This window comes from Paenibacillus sp. ALE3, from assembly GCF_054113405.1.
In genome coordinates this window covers 1,625,790-1,646,940 of the sequence record NZ_CM134214.1, presented here as the reverse complement: position 1 = coordinate 1,646,940, position 21,151 = coordinate 1,625,790, and the positions used below count along the sequence as shown (strand labels likewise).

Genomic DNA, 21,151 nt, shown 5'->3' with positions numbered 1-21,151 from the left:
GGTGATAATATGTTTGACGCTAAGCAAATGGAATGGTTAGACCAACTATCTGCTGAAGACCTGGCCATTTTAGCTGCCGGCTTCAATACACTAGGTGATTTTTTTGATTTTCTGGCGCTGATTAAAGCCAAACAGGAAACATCTAAGGAGCTAAAAGGTAAAAACACGAAATCAAAAACTATTTAATAACGAATTTTACACGAGTTCCATCCTCATACTGATCTAACTGGTGACTGACCCATGATCCTGCCCCACGGTTATCCTTAGGAGCTATGTATTTGACATTTGCACCCTTTCCCCCTTCTGAGCACATAGCCATCGGCCATTCATCACGATCAAACCCTTTACGAGTAGGAACACCCGCAAGCGAATGCTTACGATTTTGCTCGGCTCCTTCCCGGTCAATTGTGCATACTGGTGATTTTCCCGCTTGAATGGCTTCCTTAATATGCTGCGCCGTTTCAGGATAACGACCTGACGGAAATTGCAGCGTTACCTGAGCTGATGAAGGCGGGTTTTCTCCTGTTATTTTTGTAAAAAGATTGTCTCCTTCAACCCAGTACGCGCCCACAGCTAGCAGCACTAAGGCTATAAAACTTAGTAACTTTCTCTTCAATTTCCCTCTTCCTTTCAAGCTATTCCAGTAAATGACCTTCAGCTAAGGCAATCCCCAGATTTTATTTTTTGTAACCCCTTACCGACTATAAAAAAAGATTAAATATCCGACGACAAATAGTATAGAGAGGAGGTTGTACGAATGAACGATGAGATCCAACTGGCCGTGAGCCAAATGCAAGCTGTTGTAATCCGGTTACTGAATGGAAATACCGTAATTGGCTGGCCTAAGCTCCTATCTGACCAAGAAACTCAGCAATTCAAGCTCTACGATGACGAACACGTATATACGATTTCCGTTAATGACGTGGATACAGTCGCAAGAGTTATTGTATAAGATACAGGAAGGCACTTAATGAGTCATCCAGCGGACAAGCCCAAACAAGGCGCACCACAGGAGAAGACTGATCAGAATTCCCCAAAATAAACCTTTAAAAAGCTTCATACCATACTGACAACCTTTCCGACTGGGCTTTTTCCCCATTATAACATGTCAGAAAGACAGCTGTCGCAGCTCGCTCTTACATTGTCTTTGTATCATATATTTCAAATTTTTAAATCATGATACCAAGGGAAAAGCGCAAAATTCCGAAATTATGCCTGATCACCAATGAAAATGCAATCATGACATAATAAAAGTCACAATTTAATCGAAATTTAATGAAACTTTTCCGAAAATCATGTATAATTATTGACATAACAAAACGCACGAGGTGATCATCATGGCATTATTAAACAGAGTTAAGGAATTAAAATTACAACTGCCTAACGAGCATCATAGCATTTCACAATACGTGGAGCATGCACTGCATTCGATCGACAGTTTTGTAGAACAACATCGTCAATTTGTAGCCGCTCAAGCTTTATATGGTGAAAAAATCAATGGTACGGAAGAAAGATTATTTCGCGACACAATTGCTGAGATTAAAGCCCAACTGGTAGCTACGCTGGAGAAAACAGTTGAAGATTTCGCACATAAAGGCGATAAGCACTGGAAAAATCATTATCAGGATGGCGTAGAATAAGCTAAAAATAAACCCCCGGTCTTTGGACCGGGGGTTTATTTGACATACGCGAGGTGTGGTAATGTGCGTTGACTATTTTAAAACTTTGGCAGATGTCGTTACCTTCTTACCACCATAGACTACTTTAATACTGGAGCTTCCGCTATCCAATGCCTTCACCTGACCAGCTGTAACCTGTACGATCGACGGTTTGGAGGATGTCCATACCGCTGAATTGGTCACATTTGCAGTCGCGCCTGAATCATAAACGGCACTCACGCTAAGCACTTGAGACGAGCCTTTAGGCAGCTTCAGGTTTTTATTGCTCAATACCAGCTTAAGCAACTTAGGTGTAACCTTAATCTCCACGTTAAACGACTTATCCTGGTACGTACCCGTAATGGTTGCTGTTCCAATTCCAACAGCTTTAATGGAAGACCCTTTTACGACCACTACAGAAGCATTTGATGTTGTCCATTTCACTTTACTGCTCAGGGTAACTTTTTTACCATCTGTATAATTGCCGACGACTTTGATGGACTTACTTCCCTTCAAATTCATCTCAGCATTCGAAAAGCTTGGTGTCAATGTAGAAATGGCTCCCTCTACAATGACAGGCACTTTCACGTATTTATTCATATACATTGCCTTGATTCCCGAGTTGCCACCACTCACCGCTTTTACTTTTCCATTTCCTACTGTAACTGCGGCTGTTGTAGCTACCCAGCTTACCTGGTTGGTAACATCCAGTACTCCACCACCAGCCATGTGTGCTTTTACGGTCGGAATACTTGTTTCTTGGCCTGCAACCAATACATACTTTTTCTCAGAAGCCGTCAGCTTGAGAACTTTATATTGTACGGTCACTGGAATATCCAGCTTGAGCGCACCTACTGTCGCTGTCAATGTTGCACTACCTGGGTTTACTGCAACCAGCTTACCATTTGCAATCTTGACTGCACTCTCACTGCTTAAGCTCCATTTTACATCGGATTGAACTGCTTTTTTGGCTCCATTGACCAAATAAGCAGATATACTCGGAAGAGAAGTTTTGCTTCCAGTTTCGAGAGTCAGACTGGCTTTGCTTGAGACCAGTTTTTCAACAGTTGGAAGTACATTAATCTTCAGAGTCTTACTCAAACCATGATAGGAGGCTGTAATCGTCGAATTCCCTACATCCATCGGTGTGATTTTACCTTGCTCCACCGTAGCAACCAATGAATTAGAGGAAGTCCATTCTGCCGTGTTGGTCACATCTGTTTTACCGCCAGTCAGATTCACATCGGTTGCAGTAACCTGAAACGGGGAGCTACCCAGATAGACCGATTTGGAGCCAGATGCACTCAGTACCAATGCCTGGGATGAAGAACGCACATACACGATCAATTGTGCATTAAGTCCATCTTTGGTGGCTTTAATGTAAGTCACGCCTTTGGCAAGAGGACGTACAAGTCCATTTTCTACGGTAGCAACAGCTTCATTCGTAGATGTCCATTCCACGCCAGACACATTTTCCGTGCCGCCTCCGCTAAGCACACCTTGAGCAGTCAGTTGCTTCGATTCTCCGCCAATGGTCAGATTGAGAGGACCCGTCGGATTGAATTGCAGCTTGCTGTAAGGCGATTTTACCGTAATCGTCGTACTTACTGTTTTCTGATCATATGTGGCAACAATCTTAATCTGCCCTTTGGACACTGGAGTAATGAGTCCCTTTTCTACCTTTAAAATACTTGAATCTCCGGAGATCCATTCAGCTCTTTCGGTTACATCCGTTTTACCAGTCTGCGTCACAGACCACACTTTTAATTGAGCGGGGCTTCCACCCAGATTAACTGTGGTCGGATTTTGACTGTCCCACTGTACTGTTGAGGTCGTTTTCTCCTCAGCCCGGATCAAACCTGCTGGCCATGCTGCGAATACAAACATCAGCAAAGCAAGTAAGAAGGTACTCCGTTTGCTCATACGTTTCATACGCTCCATTCGTTTCTCTCCCTTGGTTTCATTCTATAAAACAGGATATTATTAACAATCCCAATATCTTTTATCGGTAAGCAGCTAACTAAATTGAACCCTTCATCAAAAAAAGGTGAATTATTACAGTTAAAGTTCTCCACGCAGTGACCTCACTACAAATAAATGCTCTTCCTTGGATAAGGTTTGTCCATCCTCAAGAGTCACATGGTCTGCCGAGTGACTAACCAGCTTTACATTGTAAGCAATCAGTTGATCATCTCTCCAAATCGTCACCGCTGACTGAAAATGAATGGCATTATCAAACTGTAACGGAACGTTCATTACATAACCGAAAGTGTTCAGCCTAGCTGGATGGCGGCTTTTACGCTCACGTCCCGGAGGAAGCATGGTAATATGCGTAATATTTTCAAAAGGAATAGCCAGCATTTTCGGGCCCAAAATAACGCATTTTCGTATATCATCCCATTTTTCAAGTGTGCCGCGCACCTTCTGGGTATGACCGTTGTTGCCGTGATATAAAATGACCTGACGTCCCTTCCATTGACGCATGTCCTCACCTCCCGTGCTAGCGGTTAGGAATCTCCCACTGAATCGGTTCCATTCCATGCTCCTGCAAAAATGCATTGGTACGTGAAAAAGGCTTGCTGCCAAAAAAACCTCTGTGAGCCGCCAATGGACTCGGATGGACAGATTTCAGCACCAAATGCTTGCTGGTATTCACGAAGCTGGCCTTTTTCTGAGCATGACTCCCCCACAAAATGAACACTACCGGCTGTTCACGTTCATTAATCGCTTCAATGACAGCATCCGTGAAACGTTCCCAACCTATTCCCTGATGAGATTGCGGTTGTCCTTCACGCACGGTCAACACGTTGTTCAGCAGCAGCACACCTTGCTCAGCCCAAGGAACGAGGTATCCCTGATTCGGAATGGGAGTGCCGACATCATCGCGTAACTCCTTATATATATTTTGTAGAGACGGCGGTGTACGCACACCAGGTCTAACAGAAAAGCTCAAGCCGTGAGCTTGTCCCTCTCCATGATATGGGTCCTGTCCCAATATAACCGCTTTGGTCAGATGATATGGCGTTAATTTGAGTGCTGAAAACAAGTCTTCTTTTGGAGGATATACCTTATGTAACTTGTACTCTCGAGCTAACGTATACCTTAATTCATTAAAGTAAGGCTTTTCGACCTCTTCTCGTAGTACATCATCCCAGTCATTCCCAAACATACCGCTGTCTCCTCTCAATATGTAAATCTGTGAAAGCTGTAAACTTTTGTCCAAACAAATAAAGCTGACCCCTCATCCGGAGCCAGCTTATTTATTCGTTACTTGTGTTCTATGCCGAAGGACCAGAAAAGTATTCTTACGATAGTCAACTACCGCGGGGTCTAAATTCGATTTCCTTATTATAGCATTCACGGTATTGATGTCAAGTAACTGAAAGCTTAAATTCCTCAGAAGAAAAGCGCTTTGTTGCTGTATTGGTTACGACTTTGGATGAGCATTCAGGTATTCCAATGCATTGTATAACATAACAGCAGCCTCGGCACGTGTAATCGCACTTTTGGGATGAAAATTTCCCTTCCCATCCAGGACATTGACCTTGTACACTAGCGAGCGTTGAATGCTACCTTGGTAAGAAGGCTCCAGTTCGCTGTCATCCGCAATATTTGCAGGTGCGATTTTAATCATGGGAAGAGCGCCTGCTTTTTCCATGCCCTGAATCAACATGTGGGTGAACTCTTCCTTGGTCAGAGCTTTGGCAGGATTGGTACCTTTTGGAATGTCTACGCCATTATAATACGCGTTAATAAAAGCTTCAGCGTACCATGCGGTATCTTTAACCTGGGTAAACAATCCACTCGCCTGTGGCGCCTGGTTCAAATCAATGGCAGCCAAACTGAGCTGAAGTCCACCCGAAATCAACTGAATGCCTTGGGCAGCGGTCACTTTAGATGAGGGGAGAAACTGCATGTCTGAGACACCTTTAAGCAATCCCCGCTCTTTAAGGGAGATGATTTTTTCTTTGCCGTTTACATGGTCCAAATCCCTGAATTGACTATCTGCCGCAGACAAATGACCTCCAATCGAGAAGGACAGCAGAGCTACAGTCGTAAGGGCTGCGATTGCATTTTTTCTCATGCGCATGTTAAGTTCCACCTTGTAGTTGAATTAGGCCGCTTGGCCATTAACAACTTCTTGACGTGGTTCAAGCTAGAAAGGTTGCAGCAGACGCTACTAACCTAAAGTGAACGATCTAAGCTAAATAAAAAAACTCTCCTCTGCTTCTAGCAGGGAGAGTTTTTAGCTCACTCCATCGGATTTAATTGCGTGCTGGATTCAGCCTTGCTTGCAGTACCTTGTTAAATCCGTTTATTCTGTTTGTGGCTGAGCATTTGCCAATTTGATATGAACATCTCTCAATTGTTTGTCAGTAACCTCCGAAGGAGCTCCCATTAATACGTCCTGTGCTTTGCTATTCATCGGAAAAGCAATAACCTCTCGAATATTCGATTCATTTGCAAGGATCATCACAATCCTATCAATTCCAGGTGCTATACCTGCGTGAGGAGGTGGCCCAAATTGAAAAGCATTAAAGAGTGCAGGAAATCTACTCTTGATCTCTTCATATGTATAACCCGCGATCTCAAAAGCTTTTACCATAATCTCTGTATCGTGGTTACGGACAGCACCCGAGGACAGCTCAATCCCATTACATACAATATCATATTGGTACGCCAGGATATCCAGAGGATTCATATTCAGCAGCGCATCCATACCACCTTGCGGCATCGAAAACGGGTTATGACTGAACTCTATTTTATGGGTATCAGGATCCAATTCAAACATGGGGAAATCAACAATCCAGCAAAACTTAAACGTATCCTTTTCCAATAAATCCAGCCGTTTGCCTAATTGATTTCGGACAGCACCAGCTATTTTTTCGACATTTTTAAGCTCATCGGCAGCAAAAAACAGTGCATATCCCGGACCAGCTTGCGTTACATTCATTAATTCGTTTTTTACCTTCTCCGGAATAAATTTTGCAATTGAGCCGCTGAGAGACATATCATCATTGAACTTAATCCATGAAAGGCCCTTCGCTCCAGCCTCCATAGCAAAGTTCACGATATCATCGTAAAAGCTTCTTGGCTGCCCTCCACAACCAGGAGTTGCAATAACTCTTATCGTTTTATTTTTAAACACTTTAAAATCAGTCTCTGTAAAAAGCTCTGTAACATCATGGATAATTAATGGATTTCTTAAGTCAGGTTTATCGCTCCCATATTTGAGCATGGCTTCTTGATAGGGAATTCTACTAAAAGGCTTTGAAATTTTATAATTTGTAAATTCGGAAAAAACTTCATACAGCATATTTTCAACTACATTAAAAACATCTTCCTGTGTAGCAAATGCCATTTCCAAATCCAGCTGATAAAACTCGCCAGGCGATCTGTCTGCCCTTGCATCTTCATCTCTAAAGCACGGTGCAATTTGAAAATATTTATCAAAGCCGGAGACCATTAATAGTTGTTTAAATTGCTGAGGTGCCTGAGGCAAGGCATAAAATTGACCTGGATGCACTCTACTAGGAACTAAATAGTCTCTGGCGCCCTCTGGAGATGAACTTGTCAGAATCGGTGTCTGAATCTCTAAAAAATCCAAATCAATCATCTTTTTTCGGATACTTTGAATTACTCTAGAACGAAGTACAATATTATCATGCAGTTTTTCATTGCGCAGATCCAGAAAACGATACTTTAATCTTAAATCTTCCCGAGCTTCATGTGCTGAAGATACTTCAAAAGGCAATGGATTCATGACCTTTCCTAACACTTCTATCTCCTTGGCAACGACCTCAATATATCCGGTTTTCATATGGGGACTGATCGTACTTTCGGATCTGTGACATACAGCTCCTATGACAGAGATGGTTGATTCCCTGCTGATCTTGGATACAAAATCCTTTACTTCATTAGAATCAGAGACAACGATTTGCGTAACCCCATAATGGTCCCTAAGGTCAATAAAAACAATCCCGCCAAGGTTACGAATATTTTTAATCCAACCTGCAATTCTCACGATTTCCCCGACATGCGTTTGATCCAGTTCTCCACAGTTATGAGTTCTATACCTATGCACGAAAACACCCTCTTTCTTTTACCCTAGTATCTAAATGGTTTTAATGATGTAACCCATGGTCTGATTGCAGAGATTGTCACTCTATCCTGCATGTATCCGGCCATGGGCTTATTCAGCTAGAACGTACTGCACTTCACTATTAGCTTCTCGTAGCTTCTCGCCATTGCTTGAATCCAACTAGATTGTAAGTAGACTAGCAGTTAAAGCTTTAAATCTTTCATTCAGGTGTTCTGCAGTCTCAACCATTATTTTTTGTCCTATATCGTCAACATGTCTATTCTTCCAATCCTCAAGGACTGTCCCCTTAACCCATTGATTAAAAGCACCAAGGGCTGGTCCGCAGTGTACTTGATAATCGACCCTGTTGTTTTTGTCCCCATTAATGGCAAGTCGAGTAGAATAAGTAAAGTACCATCTAAATATCAAGGCCATCTTACGTTTTGGGATTCTTTCAGCTTTTTCAATGATTTCAGCCGGGTAATAAGCTTTAATATCTTCATAGACTTGTTCGATACTCTTCTTAAAATATTTTTCTTCAATATAATGTTTGGTTTCTCTATCAATTTCATCTATGGAATTATAATTCCGGTAAAGATCATATAATTTATTCGCCCTGGCCGGGAAAAACACTCCTTTTTTCATAACCTGAACTTTTGCCCCCATTTCAAACATATCCCCTGCTGGAGCGTAGTCCGTATCCTGAATGTTTAATTGCTGGAGCAAATCTTTTACTTCATCACTCGTCCCTGCTTCAACGGTACACTGATTGATAGAACCCGTCATGATAAAATCAGCACCTAATATAAACGCCGCCGCTGCAGCTTGTGGAGTCCCTATTCCCCCCGCTGCCCCTACCCTTATGCTTTTATTGTATTTATACTTTCGAATCGCTTCATCCCTCATTTGAAGCATTAGCGGAACCAATACATATGCAACTGCATGGTCGGTATGCCCACCTGAATCAGCCTCGACGCATAAATCATCGACCATGGGAATTTCCATTCCCATCATCGCCTCTTCCCGGCTGATCCTATTTTCCGCCAGCAGCTTATTTATAATATTCTGAGGCGCAGGACTCAGGAAGGCTTCAACAACCTCGGGTCTGGATACTTTCGCTATAATTCTGTTCTGTGGCGTTACGTTTCCCTTTGCATTCCGTCTCAGTCCCTTTAGCCTGTACCTAACCAAAGAAGGCGTGATACTCATAAACGCAGAGGCTTCAATATTTCTAACACCGTATTTTATGTACAAATCAACGATGTTATTTTCTATGTCCGGGTGGTCTGGCACATGAATAAGATTCATTCCATAGGCTTCGCCATGGTTCAATTCCTTTTGAATATACTTTATGGTTTCCTCCAGAGCATCAATCTTCACTCCCCCAGCTCCAAAAAATCCCATCATTCCTGCCTTTCCTGCTCTTACGACCATCTCTTTTGAAGAGATGCCCTTGTACATAGAGCCTATAAGATACGCATACTTAATTCCGTAATCTTGTTTGAATTCGCTATGACCAAGAGACTCTGCAGTAAATTGTTTGCCAGCTACCCGTACGTCATGATCGGGTTTTGTTATAGGAACCTGTCGCTTTTCGGATATCGCTTCATCATTTCTCAACGTATCCTTCGACATCTCCTCCTGTACCTGCTCGTTCCGGTCTTCAACCTCCGTCAGGATCAATGGCTCTGCTTCTCGTTGTATGGCATTAACCAATCCTGCCACGACATTTCCAGGCCCGATCTGAATAAACTGGGTTACATTTTTACCCATCAGATAGCGTATACTTTCCGACCATTTGACCGGGCTCACAATCTGGTTGATTAGCGTGCTTCTTAAATCCAGCTGCTTGTAGGGTCTGGCATGGACATTTGAAATAACGGGTATTTTGATGTTTGAGAATTCGAATGACGCCGCATAAGCCTCAAACTTCTGTCTCGCACTTTCCATATACCTGGAGTGAAATGCTCCACTTACATTCAAAACCACATAATTTCTGGCTCCCGCATCCTCAAAAATTGGTTTCGCCTGCTCAATCAGTTCCTTTGGCCCTGAAATAACAATCTGGCTGGGCGAATTATAGTTGGCAACATCGAGCTCTACTAATTTATTTTTCTCCATTACTTCCCGAAACACTTCTTCTTTCAAGCCTAAAACTGCCGCCATTCCGCCGCCAGCAGCCCGAGCCATCAGCTCTCCTCTTTTTTTGACCAGCTTCAAGCCGGTTTCAAAGTCAAACGCTTCCGCGGCAAATAAAGCATTATATTCACCCAAGCTATGTCCTGCAACATAGTCGGGTTTTCTTCCGGTTTCTCTTATTTTTTTCAGGTAACTTAAGGCATTTACGACAAATAGCGCCGGCTGGGTAAAATCCGTTTGTCCGAGTTGCTTGGCAGGGTCCTCAAGGCACAGCTTCTGAATAGAATAACCAAGAACTGCATCCGCTTGGGCAACCCATTCTGGAAATTCATCAAACAGTCCTTCGCCCATACCTTTCACTTGAGCTCCTTGTCCAGGGAACAGATATGCGATCATTGATTTCCTCCTTGTTAGTAATGGATGCATATTAGTCAAATATTTCGAACAGACGATCCAAATTTTTTATGTCTTGTTGAAAAGGGGAGAGAATGGAATAAACGCTTGCCTTTTTCTTGGGACCAAAATTATACTTTACAAAATTAGCAAGCGTGCCCGAGGGACCGAGATCAATATAAACAACCCCGTCACTATCTCCCAGACACTTTAGAGCGCTCTGAAATTGGATAGGCTTCCTAGTGACGTCCCAAAGAAAACGGTTGTCAAGCCATGTCGTCTTCCCGCCGTACATAGATGAAACCATATTTATTTTAGGGCTTCTTAGGGTCTTGAGCTTTAAAAACGCCGTATATTCCAATGCAATAGGGTCCATTAAGGAAGCATGAAAAGCATAATGTACTGGCAACCTTTGATAGATCATTTCATTTGCTTTCAAATAATGTTCAATCTCTGTCAGACCCTCGCAGCTGCCTGAAATGACAAAATGTGAGTCAAAGTTGATGGATGCCAGTTCTGAGTTGGTATTCAATATGGGTGCTTCGTCGTACAGACTGGGATTGCCAATGACGGCCAGCATGCCCCCTTTCGGACAATAGGCCTCCACCAACTGTGCTTGCTTGATAATACATTGAAGCGTGTCCTCATAGCTCATGCAGTCAGCCACAGCAACAGATACAGACTCACCCAGACTAGAGCCTAAAACATAATCAGGATAAATCCCCTTTTCCAATAACACCTGTGTGAGCGCATATTCAACCATGAAAATTGCAGGGTGAGTATATAGCAGGGTATCAAATTCTTCTCCCCTGCGACGCGTATCATCGTACAGCGTTTTTAATACAGAGCTGCCTGTAATATCCGTATGAATCTCATCCAACCTGGTCATCCATGTTCGGAAAACCGGGTTGGACATATATAATTCCTTTCCCATGCCGTAGTATTGCGAACCCTGGCCTGAAAACATAAAAACCACTGATCTGTCCATCCGAGTAACCCCCACAACGTATTGATCAGACTCTCCTAAGCAGTTCCTCTATCATTCAAAGTTCACAACAAATTGCGCACTAATTGCATTTGGGATGCCGTAGGATTGCTTTCGTTAAGAACATTCTCCATATGCTGCCTGATTGCAGGTTTGAATTTCGGTTCTGTGATGATATATAGCTGCCCTTTTCGGATGCCCTCAAAAATCTGATTGGCCACATCCTCCGGAAGTATTCCATTTTGGACAGCCTTGCGAGCCAATTCGGTAATAACTTGTCTTTCAGGTGGAAGATTGCCGCTCCCATCTGGCTTACGCAGCTCTGTCGGGCGGTTCCGCTCTGCATCCATGATTTGAGTACGAACGAATCCCGGACATACAACCGACACTCCCACATTAGAACCGATCAATCTGAGCTCCTGATATAACGTTTCAGACAGGCTTAAAACGGCATGCTTTGACGCGCTGTATATTCCATTTCCAGGACCGGACAGCAGACCGGCAATAGATGCTGTATTTACAATATGGCATGGAGTTTTTTGTTTCACCATAATAGGAACAAAAATTTCGGTGGCAAACAGAATTCCCCAAATGTTTACGTTGATTACCCACTGCCAATCTGCCACAGTATTCTCCCATAATAAGCGGCCTGTGCCAGCATCCACGCCTGCATTATTGAACAAAAGATGCACAGCGCCAAAGGTCTGAACTGTTTTTTGTGCTAATAAACGAATATCAGCTTCTTTGGAAATATCGGTCACAACGGAGAGGGTAGCTGCACCCATTGCTTTCAATTCTCGTTCAGTCCTTAGAAGAGCCCCCTCTTCAATATCCGCCAAAACGACCTTCATTCCTTCTTTGACACATCGGTCTGCAATAGCTCGGCCAATTCCGCTGGCAGCTCCCGTAATCACAGCTACCCTATCTTTGAACTCCCTCATTTGTACCTCCGGATTATTCGTATTTTTCGTCAGACAGTGTTCAGTTCCCCAATTTGTGCTCAGAACGGAGAGGTCGGTAAGGGAATTCTGCGAACAGCTTGCCCCTCATGGAGCGCCTCCCACGTAATTCTGCCTCCCTGTGTCCAATACATAGCAATATTTTGCAGGTCCCTCTCCTCTAGAAGAATTTGAGAAACTTTCTCGCCTACTTTTCCTAAAAGGAGTGCACTTGTATTCGAATCCTCTCCGCCTTCTCCAATAAATATCGGAATAGACGCTCCCTCTGGCTCGTTACCCTTGCCGACGGATTCGATAAGCTCTCTCAGACCAGTGAGCAGTTCCTCTCGCGAGCTCGCTACGATTGCCGTCCGGCACTTCATCGCTTCGCGGCCTGTCTGAAGTGTGAAAGCCACATCATGTAAGGAAAGCTCGTTCTGCTGCTCCACATATTCAAGCAATTGACTCGCAAGAGCCTTCAATCGCTCCCAGTTTACGTCCGAGAGAACCACTACTTCTGTCTGATCTGCCCCTTTCAACTGAACAGCTTCTTTTGGCGAAGGAATGTATTCTTCCAGAATAAAATGGACGTTAGATCCCCCAGCACCGAAGGAGCTTACTGTTGCCCGCAACGGAAATTCCCGCGCTTCTCCTTCCAGCTCTATTACAGGCCGCTTCCATTCCTGAAGCTCCCGCTGCAGATAAAATGGAGTATTGCTGAAAGTAAGATTGGGATTCAGCTTCTCCGCTTTAATGGTGGGAACCAGTTTTCGATGCCACAATTGCAATATGGTCTTGGTTAGCTGCGATATCCCCGAGGCTGCTTCTGCGTGGCCTATATTGGATTTAACCGATCCCATGGCACAAAAGTGCTGCTCGTCCGTAAATTTCTGGAATGATTTTTTCAAGGCGACTAGCTCAATTGGGTCTCCCAATGTAGATCCATTGGCTGCTGCCTCTACATAGCTGACTGTCCGGGGGTGAATGCCGGCTTTCAAAAAGTTCTCTTCAACTAGTTGTGCCTGTGCATTGGGATTAGGGACCGTATACCCATTGCTGTGTCCTCCATGATTAGTTGCCGTAGATTTGATGACTGCTAAAATACAGTCTCCATCCTGTTCTGCCTTATGAAGCGGCTTTAAGAGAACTGCCCCAACTCCCTCCGCCGGAAGATATCCGTCTCCATCCGCAAAGCTTCGACTATCTTCATGGCTTCCGATCAAATTGTTCTGGCTGGATTCGATATATTTTTTGGGGCTTGTCAACAGATTCCCCCCGCCAGCTACTGCGATTTGGCACTCTCCTCTGATCAGGCTTTCACATGCCATATGGACAGCCACTGCAGAGGAAGAACTCATCGTATCAATGGATATGCTCGGACCCTGGAAATTGAAATAATGCGACATGGGGTTGGCGACAGCAACAGAACCAAAGGATGTGACCCGAGGGGCATCCGTATTTGTATCACAGTCGCAGTATTTATGATACGTAGCACCAACGTAGACCCCCACCTTGGACTGGTGTTTTTTCTGTAGCACCTCTCGCGTATATCCCGCACTTTCCAGCAGGCTCCATATCATTTCCAGGAAAAGCTGTTCCATTGGGTCCATCAAACTCACCTCATGAGGGGTCAGGTGAAAGAAAGAAGAATCCAACGGATTTATTCGGTTTAGGAAGCCCCCCCATTTGCAGTAGGTTTTTCCCGGTTTATTTCTTTCTTTATCAAAGTAAAGATCGTGATCCCAGCGATCTGTGGGAACTTCGGTAATGCAGTCCTTGCCCTCTTGGAGATTTCTCCAGAATTCTTGAATATTTTCCGCTCCAGGATATTTTCCGGACACCCCGATGACAGCAATGTCCATCGCTCCTGTTCCTGTGACCGCCTCCTTAGGCTCTACTCGCACTGACGAAATGGGTGAGTGCCGAAATACTGGAGAGGGAGCTTTTGCATGTTCTACGATGCCAATGGATTTCGTGCTGGCTGCCGCAACTAGCTCTTGTTCAGCACCAAACAAAGCGTTCAATTCATCCCAGTGTGATTCCAGGAAGTAATCCGTTAAACTCTGGATATTTGGATATTCAAACAGTAAGGTTCTGGACAGTGATCCAAACGTTTCTTCCAGCTGATCGGTTATTTCCATAGACTTTATGGAGTCAACTCCATAGTTCTCTAGGTTTTTATCCTCTTCAATGCGTTGTTCTGGCAGTCCAGTGGATGAGGAAAGTAAGCCCTTTAGATACCCTGTCACTTGATCACGCAGCCGTCCTTCTCCAGACAAGGATTTTGTCTCATTGGCTACAAAAACCGTGTCAGCTATTGCACTTACAGTCGCTACCTGATCCAGACCAAACAAAGTGCTTAATTCGTCTCGGTGAGATTCCAGAAAATATTCGGTTAAGCTTCGGATATTCGGATATTCAAACAATAGCGTTCTGGACAGTGATCCAAACGTTTCTTCCAGCTGATCGGTTATTTCCATAGACTTTATGGAGTCAACTCCATAGTTTTCCAGGCTCTTATCCTCTTCAATGCGTTGTTCCGGCAGTCCGGTAGATGAAGAAAGCAAGCCTTTTAGATAACTTGTCACCTGATCACGCAACTGTTCTTCTCCTGGTCGAAGTTCTGTAACCATTGCTGCCGTGGCGGTGGCGGCTTTTACACCTACAGTTGCTGCCTGCTCCAGACCAAACAGAGCGATTAATTCGTCTCGGTGAGATTCCAAAAAATACTCGGTTAAGCTCCGAATATTCGGATATTCAAAAAATATCGTCTTCGACACCTGATCGAACGTCTTCTCCAACTGGTCAGTCAGTTCCATGGACTTGATAGAATCCACCCCGTAATTTTCCAACGGCGTATCCTCTTCAATTCGATATGCAGGCAGTTCGATTGACGAAGACAGCAAAGTCTTCAAGTAATTGGTCGTCTTTTCACGCAGCAGATGTTCATCTTGGACGGACACTACCTTATTTGCTGAGAAAAGAACGTTGTCGTCCTCTGATCCGAGTCTCTGATCTCGGGCTGCTTCTCCGCTTTCTTCAAGCTGTCCTTCCATAATCATCATTCTGCTGATCAGCTCAATGTCTCCTTCTACCACCATCGCTTGATTCGATATGCAGGCTATACTTTGATACAACGCACTAATACCAGTCTCTGTCCTCATCGCAAACATACCTACATTCTGTAAGGCCTTCTCCGTCTCCTGGTCAGGCCGCATTCCGCCTTCTTTCCATAGCGGCCAATTGATCGACAGCGTTTTGCCCATACGCTCCCAGGAGGATACCAAGGTATTACGATACCAAGCATATGCATCCATGAACGCATTCGCGGTAGCATAGTCAGACTGACCCGCATTTCCGCCCACTCCCGCAGCTGATGAAAAAAGGATAAAGAAATCTAGGGGCATGTCCTTACTGGCCTGATCCAAATGAGCTAGGCCGGCCACCTTTGGCGCCAGTACTTCCCTAAATTCTGCGCTCGTCTTTTTGATGATATAGTTATCTTTGATAATTCCAGCACTGTGCAGAATGCCGTTAATTCCGCCGTATGCCGTTTGGATGTCCTCAATCAGGCCAACCACCGCTTCCTTCTGCGTAACATCCACCTGTCTATATTCCACCTTGGCGCCCAAAGCCTTCAATTCTTCCAATGGGGCCAGCTTGTCCTCGTCCAGCATGGAACGCCCCGTCAGAATCAGAGTTGCATCCTTGGTCTGACGCGCAATTTCTTTGGCAAAAATAAGACCCAGGCCTTTGGCACCTCCAGTAACCAGATAAACTCCATGATCTTTCCATGGAATTTGTGGTATCGACGGCATTTCGACCTTGTTCCAGGCAGGAATCCAACGTTTGCCTTCTACAAACCGGATGCGGCTGTCCTCTGGACGCCGACTGCTCGATCTTAATATTTCAATGAGTCTTTCATTTTTCTCCATTTCCCCTACTTCAATCAGTTGCCCATAGAACTTTGGATTCTCCTTATGAGCTGTTTTGAGTAAGCCGCACAGCCCGGAGAAAAGTAGCTTTTCATTTCCAGACATCGTTACAATTTGTACCAACACTTTGCCTTTAGGCTTGTTAATCAGGATACCTTGTATTTTCTCAAAGACCTGAACGGCATATGTTTCAAAGCGTCGGTCGACCTCCTCCATGCGGGCCTGTAGGGTGATACATTCCACGCCTGTCAAGGAAGTCTCGACATGTAACGCAGCTATGGCATCTGTCTCACAAAGTATGACCACATGCCGTTCGTAGTCGGTTGTTATGGTTTCCTCCCCAACCGCCTGTTCTTTCCAGAATGGCTGCAGCATCATTGCACCGAGCGGTTGCTCACAAGTCTCCGCTTCCTTGTAGGAGACCCCTTTTATGCGCACACAGATTCTGCCTGCCTCGTCGCACAAATCAATGTCATACTTGTGCGCCCTATGATCAATCTGGTTTCCTCTTCCATGCCGTACCAACGCCCACATGTCGCTCGGACACTCCCGAAATATTTGAAGCCTATCTATCGCAGTCGGCAGTATTTTTTTCCGAGAGTCAATGCCGGTGAACCGCATAATATTTTCATTATTTGAAAGCAGGTATAAGGGCATTTGCAGGGCAGCACTTGTTATGAAGGGATGCACAACAAATAGGCCTTCAGTATTTGCCATACCGGAAGGCAGTGATAGCTTGGCCAGTACCAAGTCCTGACCTATATAAACTTGCTCAGCGGACTGGAATTCCGAACCGTAGTTAACTTCAATCGTCCGCAGTGCTTCATCGTCTCCCCCATGTGAAATATGATCAATGCACTCCATCTGCAAAGCCTGAATATCTAATGTTTCCGTTCTACTTAAAGCCTCCAGCTCGGCACTTCCCTCGCTGTATATGACAGGATCGCCTGCTTCGGTTCGTGTGCTGTAAATTTTGAAATCAATTCCACCTTGATCTCCCGGAAAGAGTCCTATATGTATTTCCGGCCGATCTCCTATGACAGGAGCATGTGTCCATACCATGTCTGTGAGTGTGATGCCTGCCTGACCCTTCTCCTGTACTGTTAACGACTGTTCAACCGCTGCCCGTGCCATTTCAAGACATGCTCCATCTGACAGGACAAGTCTTCCGTCAACGCCGGAGCTATTCAGATAAAACTCCTGACCGTTAAAGGTTGAGCTAAATCTTTGCTCAGAAAGAACGGAGGTGTTGTGATGCAGCAAGGGGTGCAGATATGCTGGAGCGACACCAGCGGACTTTTCTTCATCTACTGATATCCAGTAGCGTTCCCTAGCAAAGGGATATGTGGGCAAACTGATGCGGAAAGGCTGGATATCACTGTAGAGTCTGTTCCAGTCAACGTGCACACCCTTGACCCACAATTCCGAAAGTCTGCCGTATTTCTCTGCTAGATTCCAGACATCAAAGGATTCATCCAGCGCTTCTTCCAGCTGAGCTACATCCAAGCTCTCCTTGTCCCGCTTGGCCTGTCCCCGATAAAGCTGTGCAATATCCGGTCTTCCCCCATTGAATTCCCGCAGTTTGTTCCTAAGTTCCTCCACTGACTGAACGACCACGGCAAGGCGCTCATCCATCGCCTCACGCCCCATTTGCAAGGTGTAAGCCGCATTCACCAGGTCGTTATCTGAGAAGACATTTTTATCAATTGCAGCAGTCAACTGAACAGCCTGCTCTTTCAATGCTTCATCACTTTTGGCCGACAATATAATGACAACCGGCTTTTGCGGAGTAGAGACAGCCTGTTCTGCCGGAATGTATTCTTCTAGAACGATATGGGCATTAGCCCCTCCGGCTCCGAAGGAAGATATGCCTGCAATTCTAGGATATTCCCGTTGCTCGCCGTTTTTCTCCAAAATCGGACGTTTCCATTCAGCAAGTCCCTGCTGAACTGTAAATGGCGTTTTGGCAAAGTTTATATTGGGGTTCAATTCTTTGGCATGCAGGCTTGGGACAATTTTTCGGTTTTTCATTTGCAGAATAATTTTAGCGATTCCTGCAATCCCTGCGGCCGCCTCTAAATGGCCTATGTTTGATTTTACCGAGCCAATCGCACAGAACCCTGTATCCTGTGTATCCTTCTTGAAAGCCTGGGTAAGTCCGGTAATTTCAATAGGATCACCGAGTTCTGTCCCTGTACCGTGAGCTTCAATATAACTGACTGTTCGAGCATTGACGCCTGCTTTATCCAAGGTTTCTCGGATCAATTCTGCCTGTGCTACCGGATTTGGCACGGTATACCCGTTTGTTTTTCCGCCATGATTGATACTAGTTGCCCGAATAACCGCATAAATATGGTCCTTATCGGCAATGGCACGAGATAGAGGTTTGAGCAGCACAACACCTGCACCTTCACCAGGGACAAATCCATTTCCTCCTTCACCAAAGCTCTTGCACCGTCCCTCTGGCGATAGCATTCGCATTGTGCTTAGAAAAACATAGTTGGAAGGATGAAGATATAAGTTAACTCCCCCTGCAATGGCAATCTCGCATTCTCCGTTATGGATATGCTCACAGGCCTCATGGATTGCAGTTAATGACGATGAGCACATGGTATCGACCGAAAAGCTAGGTCCCTTCAGATTCAAGAGATACGATATTCGATTTGCTACCGAACTGAAGGATGTGCGAGGAAAGATTGGTTTGCCTTGCTCCCACAGCTTGGGTCCGTATAAATTGAAGCCTGTTGCGGTAATGCCTGCAAAGACGCCGATTCGCCCATTATATTGCGCTGCAAGCTGATCTCTGCTGTATCCAGCATCCTCGAAGGTCTTCCAGCATTCTTCCAGGAATATCCGCTCCTGAGGGTCCATACTCATAGCTTCCCGAGGAGATATATTGAAGAAAAGAGGATCAAAATCTGCAAAATCCTCCACAAATCCCCCAGATTTGCTATAGCTTTTGCCCTTCTCCACAGCTTCCTTTATGTTAGGAGAGTAAAATCCTTCCCTCTTCCAGCGATCTGCGGGGATTTCTGTAATACAATCTTTGCCCTGTTGTAAATTGCTCCAGTATTCCTCCATATTTTTCGCTTGTGGAAATCGTCCGCTCATGCCAATAATGGCTATTTGTTCGTGTTTTACACTGCCTGTGTCTATAACTGTCCTACTGGCATGATGGTTTTCTTCCTTTGGTAGAGTCGGTAATGATAATTCGCTATCAGTATGCAAAGATGCGGGGATGAAGTTTTCTTCCGGCTCCAGCCGTCTTCCAAGTCCTGTCCACCGTACGCATTCCTCATAATAGTCAGCAATAAAATATTCCGCTACCGCTTCCAACGTCTGATATTCAAAAAACAGGGTCATCGAGATTTCACCAAAAACTCCTTGAAGCTTTTGGTTGAGCCTTGTAATCATGATGGAGTCTATGCCGTAGCTCTCCAAAGGCTCACTGACATCAATCTTTTCAATGCTCAGCTTAGTCACTTCTCCAAACAATACTTTAAGCTGGTGCAAGATTTTTTCCAGAAGCAGCTCAGGATTTATCGGTGAAGAAGCTGTCTCTTCAATATATAATTTTTCCTGTGGCTGAGGCTCCAATAGATGCTTCCGCAATCTAGGCAAATCCCCTTCTATCACCAGTACCTGCTTCTGGCCAGAGGCTAGGCTATCATATAATGCCTTGACGCCGTTTGCAGTTTGCATGGCCACCATGCCAATACTTTGCCAAGCCATCTCCGTTTCGGCATCCGCATGCATTCCTCCATCCTTCCAGAGCGGCCAATTGACAGACAGCGTCTGCCCTTTGCGCTCCTTGGAAGAGACGAGGCTGTTTCGATATAAGGCATAGGCATCCATAAACGCATTTGCTGCGGCATAATCGGCCTGACCAGGATTGCCCATAATCCCTGCGATGGATGAGAAGAAAATGAAGAAATCAAGGTCTAGCTCCTTCGTCGCCTGATCCAGGTTGACCAATCCGGCTACTTTGGGAGCCATTACTTCCTTGAACTCTTCCTGCGTCTTATGAATAATAAAACGATCCTGTATCACCCCTGCACTATGGAGGATGCCATCAATCCCCCCATGCTCCTCTCGGATCTTTAGGATCAGTTGCGAGGCCTCTTCCTTTCGGGATACGTCCGCTCGTTTGTACTCTACGCGGGCTCCCAGTGCTTTCAATTCCTCCAATATGGCCTGCTTGCCTTCGTCAAATATTGAACGCCCTACCAGGACTAGCGTTGCTTCTTGGACTCGCCGGGCGATATCTCTCGCAAAAACAAGCCCTAAGCCTCCTGCACCGCCCGTAATCAAATAAATCCCCCGATCCTTCCAGGGCACTCTTCCCGGAGTTTCAGGGGCTTTCATTTCGCTCCAGCTGAGAGTCAGACGTTTACTGTTCTCATACCGTATCCTTTTGTCTTTGGGGTATTGGGTGTTCTCTTTTAATTTCTCAACGATCTCTTCCAAACCTGTAGCTTCCAATTCAACGAATTGCCCTGCGATTTTGGGGTTTTCCTTTTCGGCTGTTTGCAGCAATCCCAAAAGCCCAGCAAAGAGCTGCTGTCCGCTTTGGGAGGAAGCAACAATCTGTACCAGCACGTTGCCCCTCAGATTCTCTTTGAGAATCATTTGCACTTCCGCAAGCAGTTGAAGAGCATAGCCCTGAAACCGTTCATCCATGCCGGTTTGACCGGCATGGAGCTTGATGCATCGGGTTCCTTTTAAGAGCGCTTCAATGCTTCGCTCCGAGATATGATCGAGTTCGCAAAGCACCACCAGATGTTGGCTACATTCATGAAGAGTCGCTTTTTGGAGTGCAGCTTGCTCTTTCCATGAAGGCTCAAGCATAAGAATTCCTGTATTCGCCAGGGCCCCCGCCTCGGCCCCTGCTTTGCTTTGCAGGGTACCGTGTGAAGCCATTTGAGCTTGAACTTGGCGTATTCTGAAAATAGCCTCCTCTTTCTGCATCCGTCCGCTTTTTACCTCGCCCAGAATATTTTGAAAAAAGTCCTTCATCTTCG

The 21,151-nt window shown here is 45.1% G+C and carries 13 protein-coding genes; 3 read left to right on the top strand and 10 right to left on the bottom strand.

Annotated features, from left to right (window positions below):
• Positions 1–9 precede the first annotated feature (9 nt).
• Positions 10–186, top strand: a complete 177-nt coding sequence (locus ACXHJ2_RS07320) for a hypothetical protein (RefSeq protein WP_013371919.1) — start codon at positions 10–12, stop codon at positions 184–186.
• On the opposite strand, the gene ACXHJ2_RS07315 is transcribed toward ACXHJ2_RS07320, so the two are convergent.
• The gene (locus ACXHJ2_RS07315) at positions 179–616 is read right to left on the bottom strand and encodes a NucA/NucB deoxyribonuclease domain-containing protein (protein WP_165079631.1); all 438 of its coding nucleotides are present in this window, start codon (positions 614–616) and stop codon (positions 179–181) included. The genes ACXHJ2_RS07320 and ACXHJ2_RS07315 overlap by 8 nt on opposite strands.
• A gap of 141 nt (positions 617–757) precedes the next feature.
• On the opposite strand from ACXHJ2_RS07315, the gene ACXHJ2_RS07310 reads away from it, so the two are divergent.
• Both ACXHJ2_RS07310 and ACXHJ2_RS07305 read left to right on the top strand, forming a co-directional pair.
• Positions 758–952, top strand: a complete 195-nt coding sequence (locus ACXHJ2_RS07310) for a hypothetical protein (protein WP_013371921.1) — start codon at positions 758–760, stop codon at positions 950–952.
• Positions 953–1,337: 385 nt separating this feature from the next.
• Positions 1,338–1,640, top strand: coding sequence for a hypothetical protein (locus tag ACXHJ2_RS07305; protein ID WP_013371923.1), 303 nt, complete (start codon positions 1,338–1,340; stop codon positions 1,638–1,640).
• A gap of 72 nt (positions 1,641–1,712) precedes the next feature.
• Here the strand turns inward: ACXHJ2_RS07305 and ACXHJ2_RS07300 are convergent, their stop codons facing one another.
• The 9 genes from ACXHJ2_RS07300 to ACXHJ2_RS07260 form a co-directional block, all read right to left on the bottom strand.
• Positions 1,713–3,599, bottom strand: a complete 1,887-nt coding sequence (locus ACXHJ2_RS07300; RefSeq protein ID WP_129549586.1) for an Ig-like domain-containing protein — start codon at positions 3,597–3,599, stop codon at positions 1,713–1,715.
• A 120-nt stretch (positions 3,600–3,719) separates the two neighbouring features.
• Positions 3,720–4,142, bottom strand: a complete 423-nt coding sequence (locus ACXHJ2_RS07295) for a YolD-like family protein (RefSeq protein WP_013371925.1) — start codon at positions 4,140–4,142, stop codon at positions 3,720–3,722.
• 16 nt (positions 4,143–4,158) lie between these two features.
• Positions 4,159–4,827, bottom strand: a complete 669-nt coding sequence (locus tag ACXHJ2_RS07290; protein WP_013371926.1) for a uracil-DNA glycosylase — start codon at positions 4,825–4,827, stop codon at positions 4,159–4,161.
• 258 nt (positions 4,828–5,085) lie between these two features.
• Entirely contained in the window at positions 5,086–5,748 is a 663-nt protein-coding gene (locus tag ACXHJ2_RS07285) for an S-layer homology domain-containing protein (protein ID WP_040103373.1), read from the bottom strand.
• Between the two features lie 225 nt (positions 5,749–5,973).
• Positions 5,974–7,743, bottom strand: coding sequence for an aspartate--tRNA ligase (gene aspS / locus ACXHJ2_RS07280; protein ID WP_165079630.1), 1,770 nt, complete (start codon positions 7,741–7,743; stop codon positions 5,974–5,976).
• Between the two features lie 177 nt (positions 7,744–7,920).
• Positions 7,921–10,275, bottom strand: a complete 2,355-nt coding sequence (gene fabD / locus ACXHJ2_RS07275; protein WP_165079629.1) for an ACP S-malonyltransferase — start codon at positions 10,273–10,275, stop codon at positions 7,921–7,923.
• Between the two features lie 31 nt (positions 10,276–10,306).
• Positions 10,307–11,260, bottom strand: coding sequence for an acyltransferase domain-containing protein (locus ACXHJ2_RS07270; protein ID WP_165079628.1), 954 nt, complete (start codon positions 11,258–11,260; stop codon positions 10,307–10,309).
• Between the two features lie 62 nt (positions 11,261–11,322).
• Complete coding sequence (locus ACXHJ2_RS07265) at positions 11,323–12,198, bottom strand: SDR family NAD(P)-dependent oxidoreductase (protein WP_165079627.1); 876 nt, start codon at positions 12,196–12,198, stop codon at positions 11,323–11,325.
• A 59-nt stretch (positions 12,199–12,257) separates the two neighbouring features.
• On the bottom strand, positions 12,258–21,146 hold the full coding sequence (locus tag ACXHJ2_RS07260; protein ID WP_165079626.1) for a hybrid non-ribosomal peptide synthetase/type I polyketide synthase: 8,889 nt from the start codon (positions 21,144–21,146) through the stop codon (positions 12,258–12,260).
• Positions 21,147–21,151 lie beyond the last annotated feature (5 nt).

Excerpts from the sequence above, each read along its gene's own strand:
- ACXHJ2_RS07320 (WP_013371919.1), top strand. The coding sequence starts at position 10 with ATGTTTGACGCTAAGCAAATGGAATGGTTAGACCAACTATCTGCTGAA.
- ACXHJ2_RS07310 (WP_013371921.1), top strand. The coding sequence starts at position 758 with ATGAACGATGAGATCCAACTGGCCGTGAGCCAAATGCAAGCTGTTGTA.
- ACXHJ2_RS07305 (WP_013371923.1), top strand. The coding sequence starts at position 1,338 with ATGGCATTATTAAACAGAGTTAAGGAATTAAAATTACAACTGCCTAAC.
- ACXHJ2_RS07300 (WP_129549586.1), bottom strand. The coding sequence starts at position 3,599 with ATGGAGCGTATGAAACGTATGAGCAAACGGAGTACCTTCTTACTTGCT.
- ACXHJ2_RS07295 (WP_013371925.1), bottom strand. The coding sequence starts at position 4,142 with ATGCGTCAATGGAAGGGACGTCAGGTCATTTTATATCACGGCAACAAC.
- ACXHJ2_RS07290 (WP_013371926.1), bottom strand. The coding sequence starts at position 4,827 with ATGTTTGGGAATGACTGGGATGATGTACTACGAGAAGAGGTCGAAAAG.
- ACXHJ2_RS07285 (WP_040103373.1), bottom strand. The coding sequence starts at position 5,748 with ATGCGCATGAGAAAAAATGCAATCGCAGCCCTTACGACTGTAGCTCTG.
- fabD (WP_165079629.1), bottom strand. The coding sequence starts at position 10,275 with ATGATCGCATATCTGTTCCCTGGACAAGGAGCTCAAGTGAAAGGTATG.
- ACXHJ2_RS07270 (WP_165079628.1), bottom strand. The coding sequence starts at position 11,260 with ATGGACAGATCAGTGGTTTTTATGTTTTCAGGCCAGGGTTCGCAATAC.
- ACXHJ2_RS07265 (WP_165079627.1), bottom strand. The coding sequence starts at position 12,198 with ATGAGGGAGTTCAAAGATAGGGTAGCTGTGATTACGGGAGCTGCCAGC.
- ACXHJ2_RS07260 (WP_165079626.1), bottom strand. The coding sequence starts at position 21,146 with ATGAAGGACTTTTTTCAAAATATTCTGGGCGAGGTAAAAAGCGGACGG.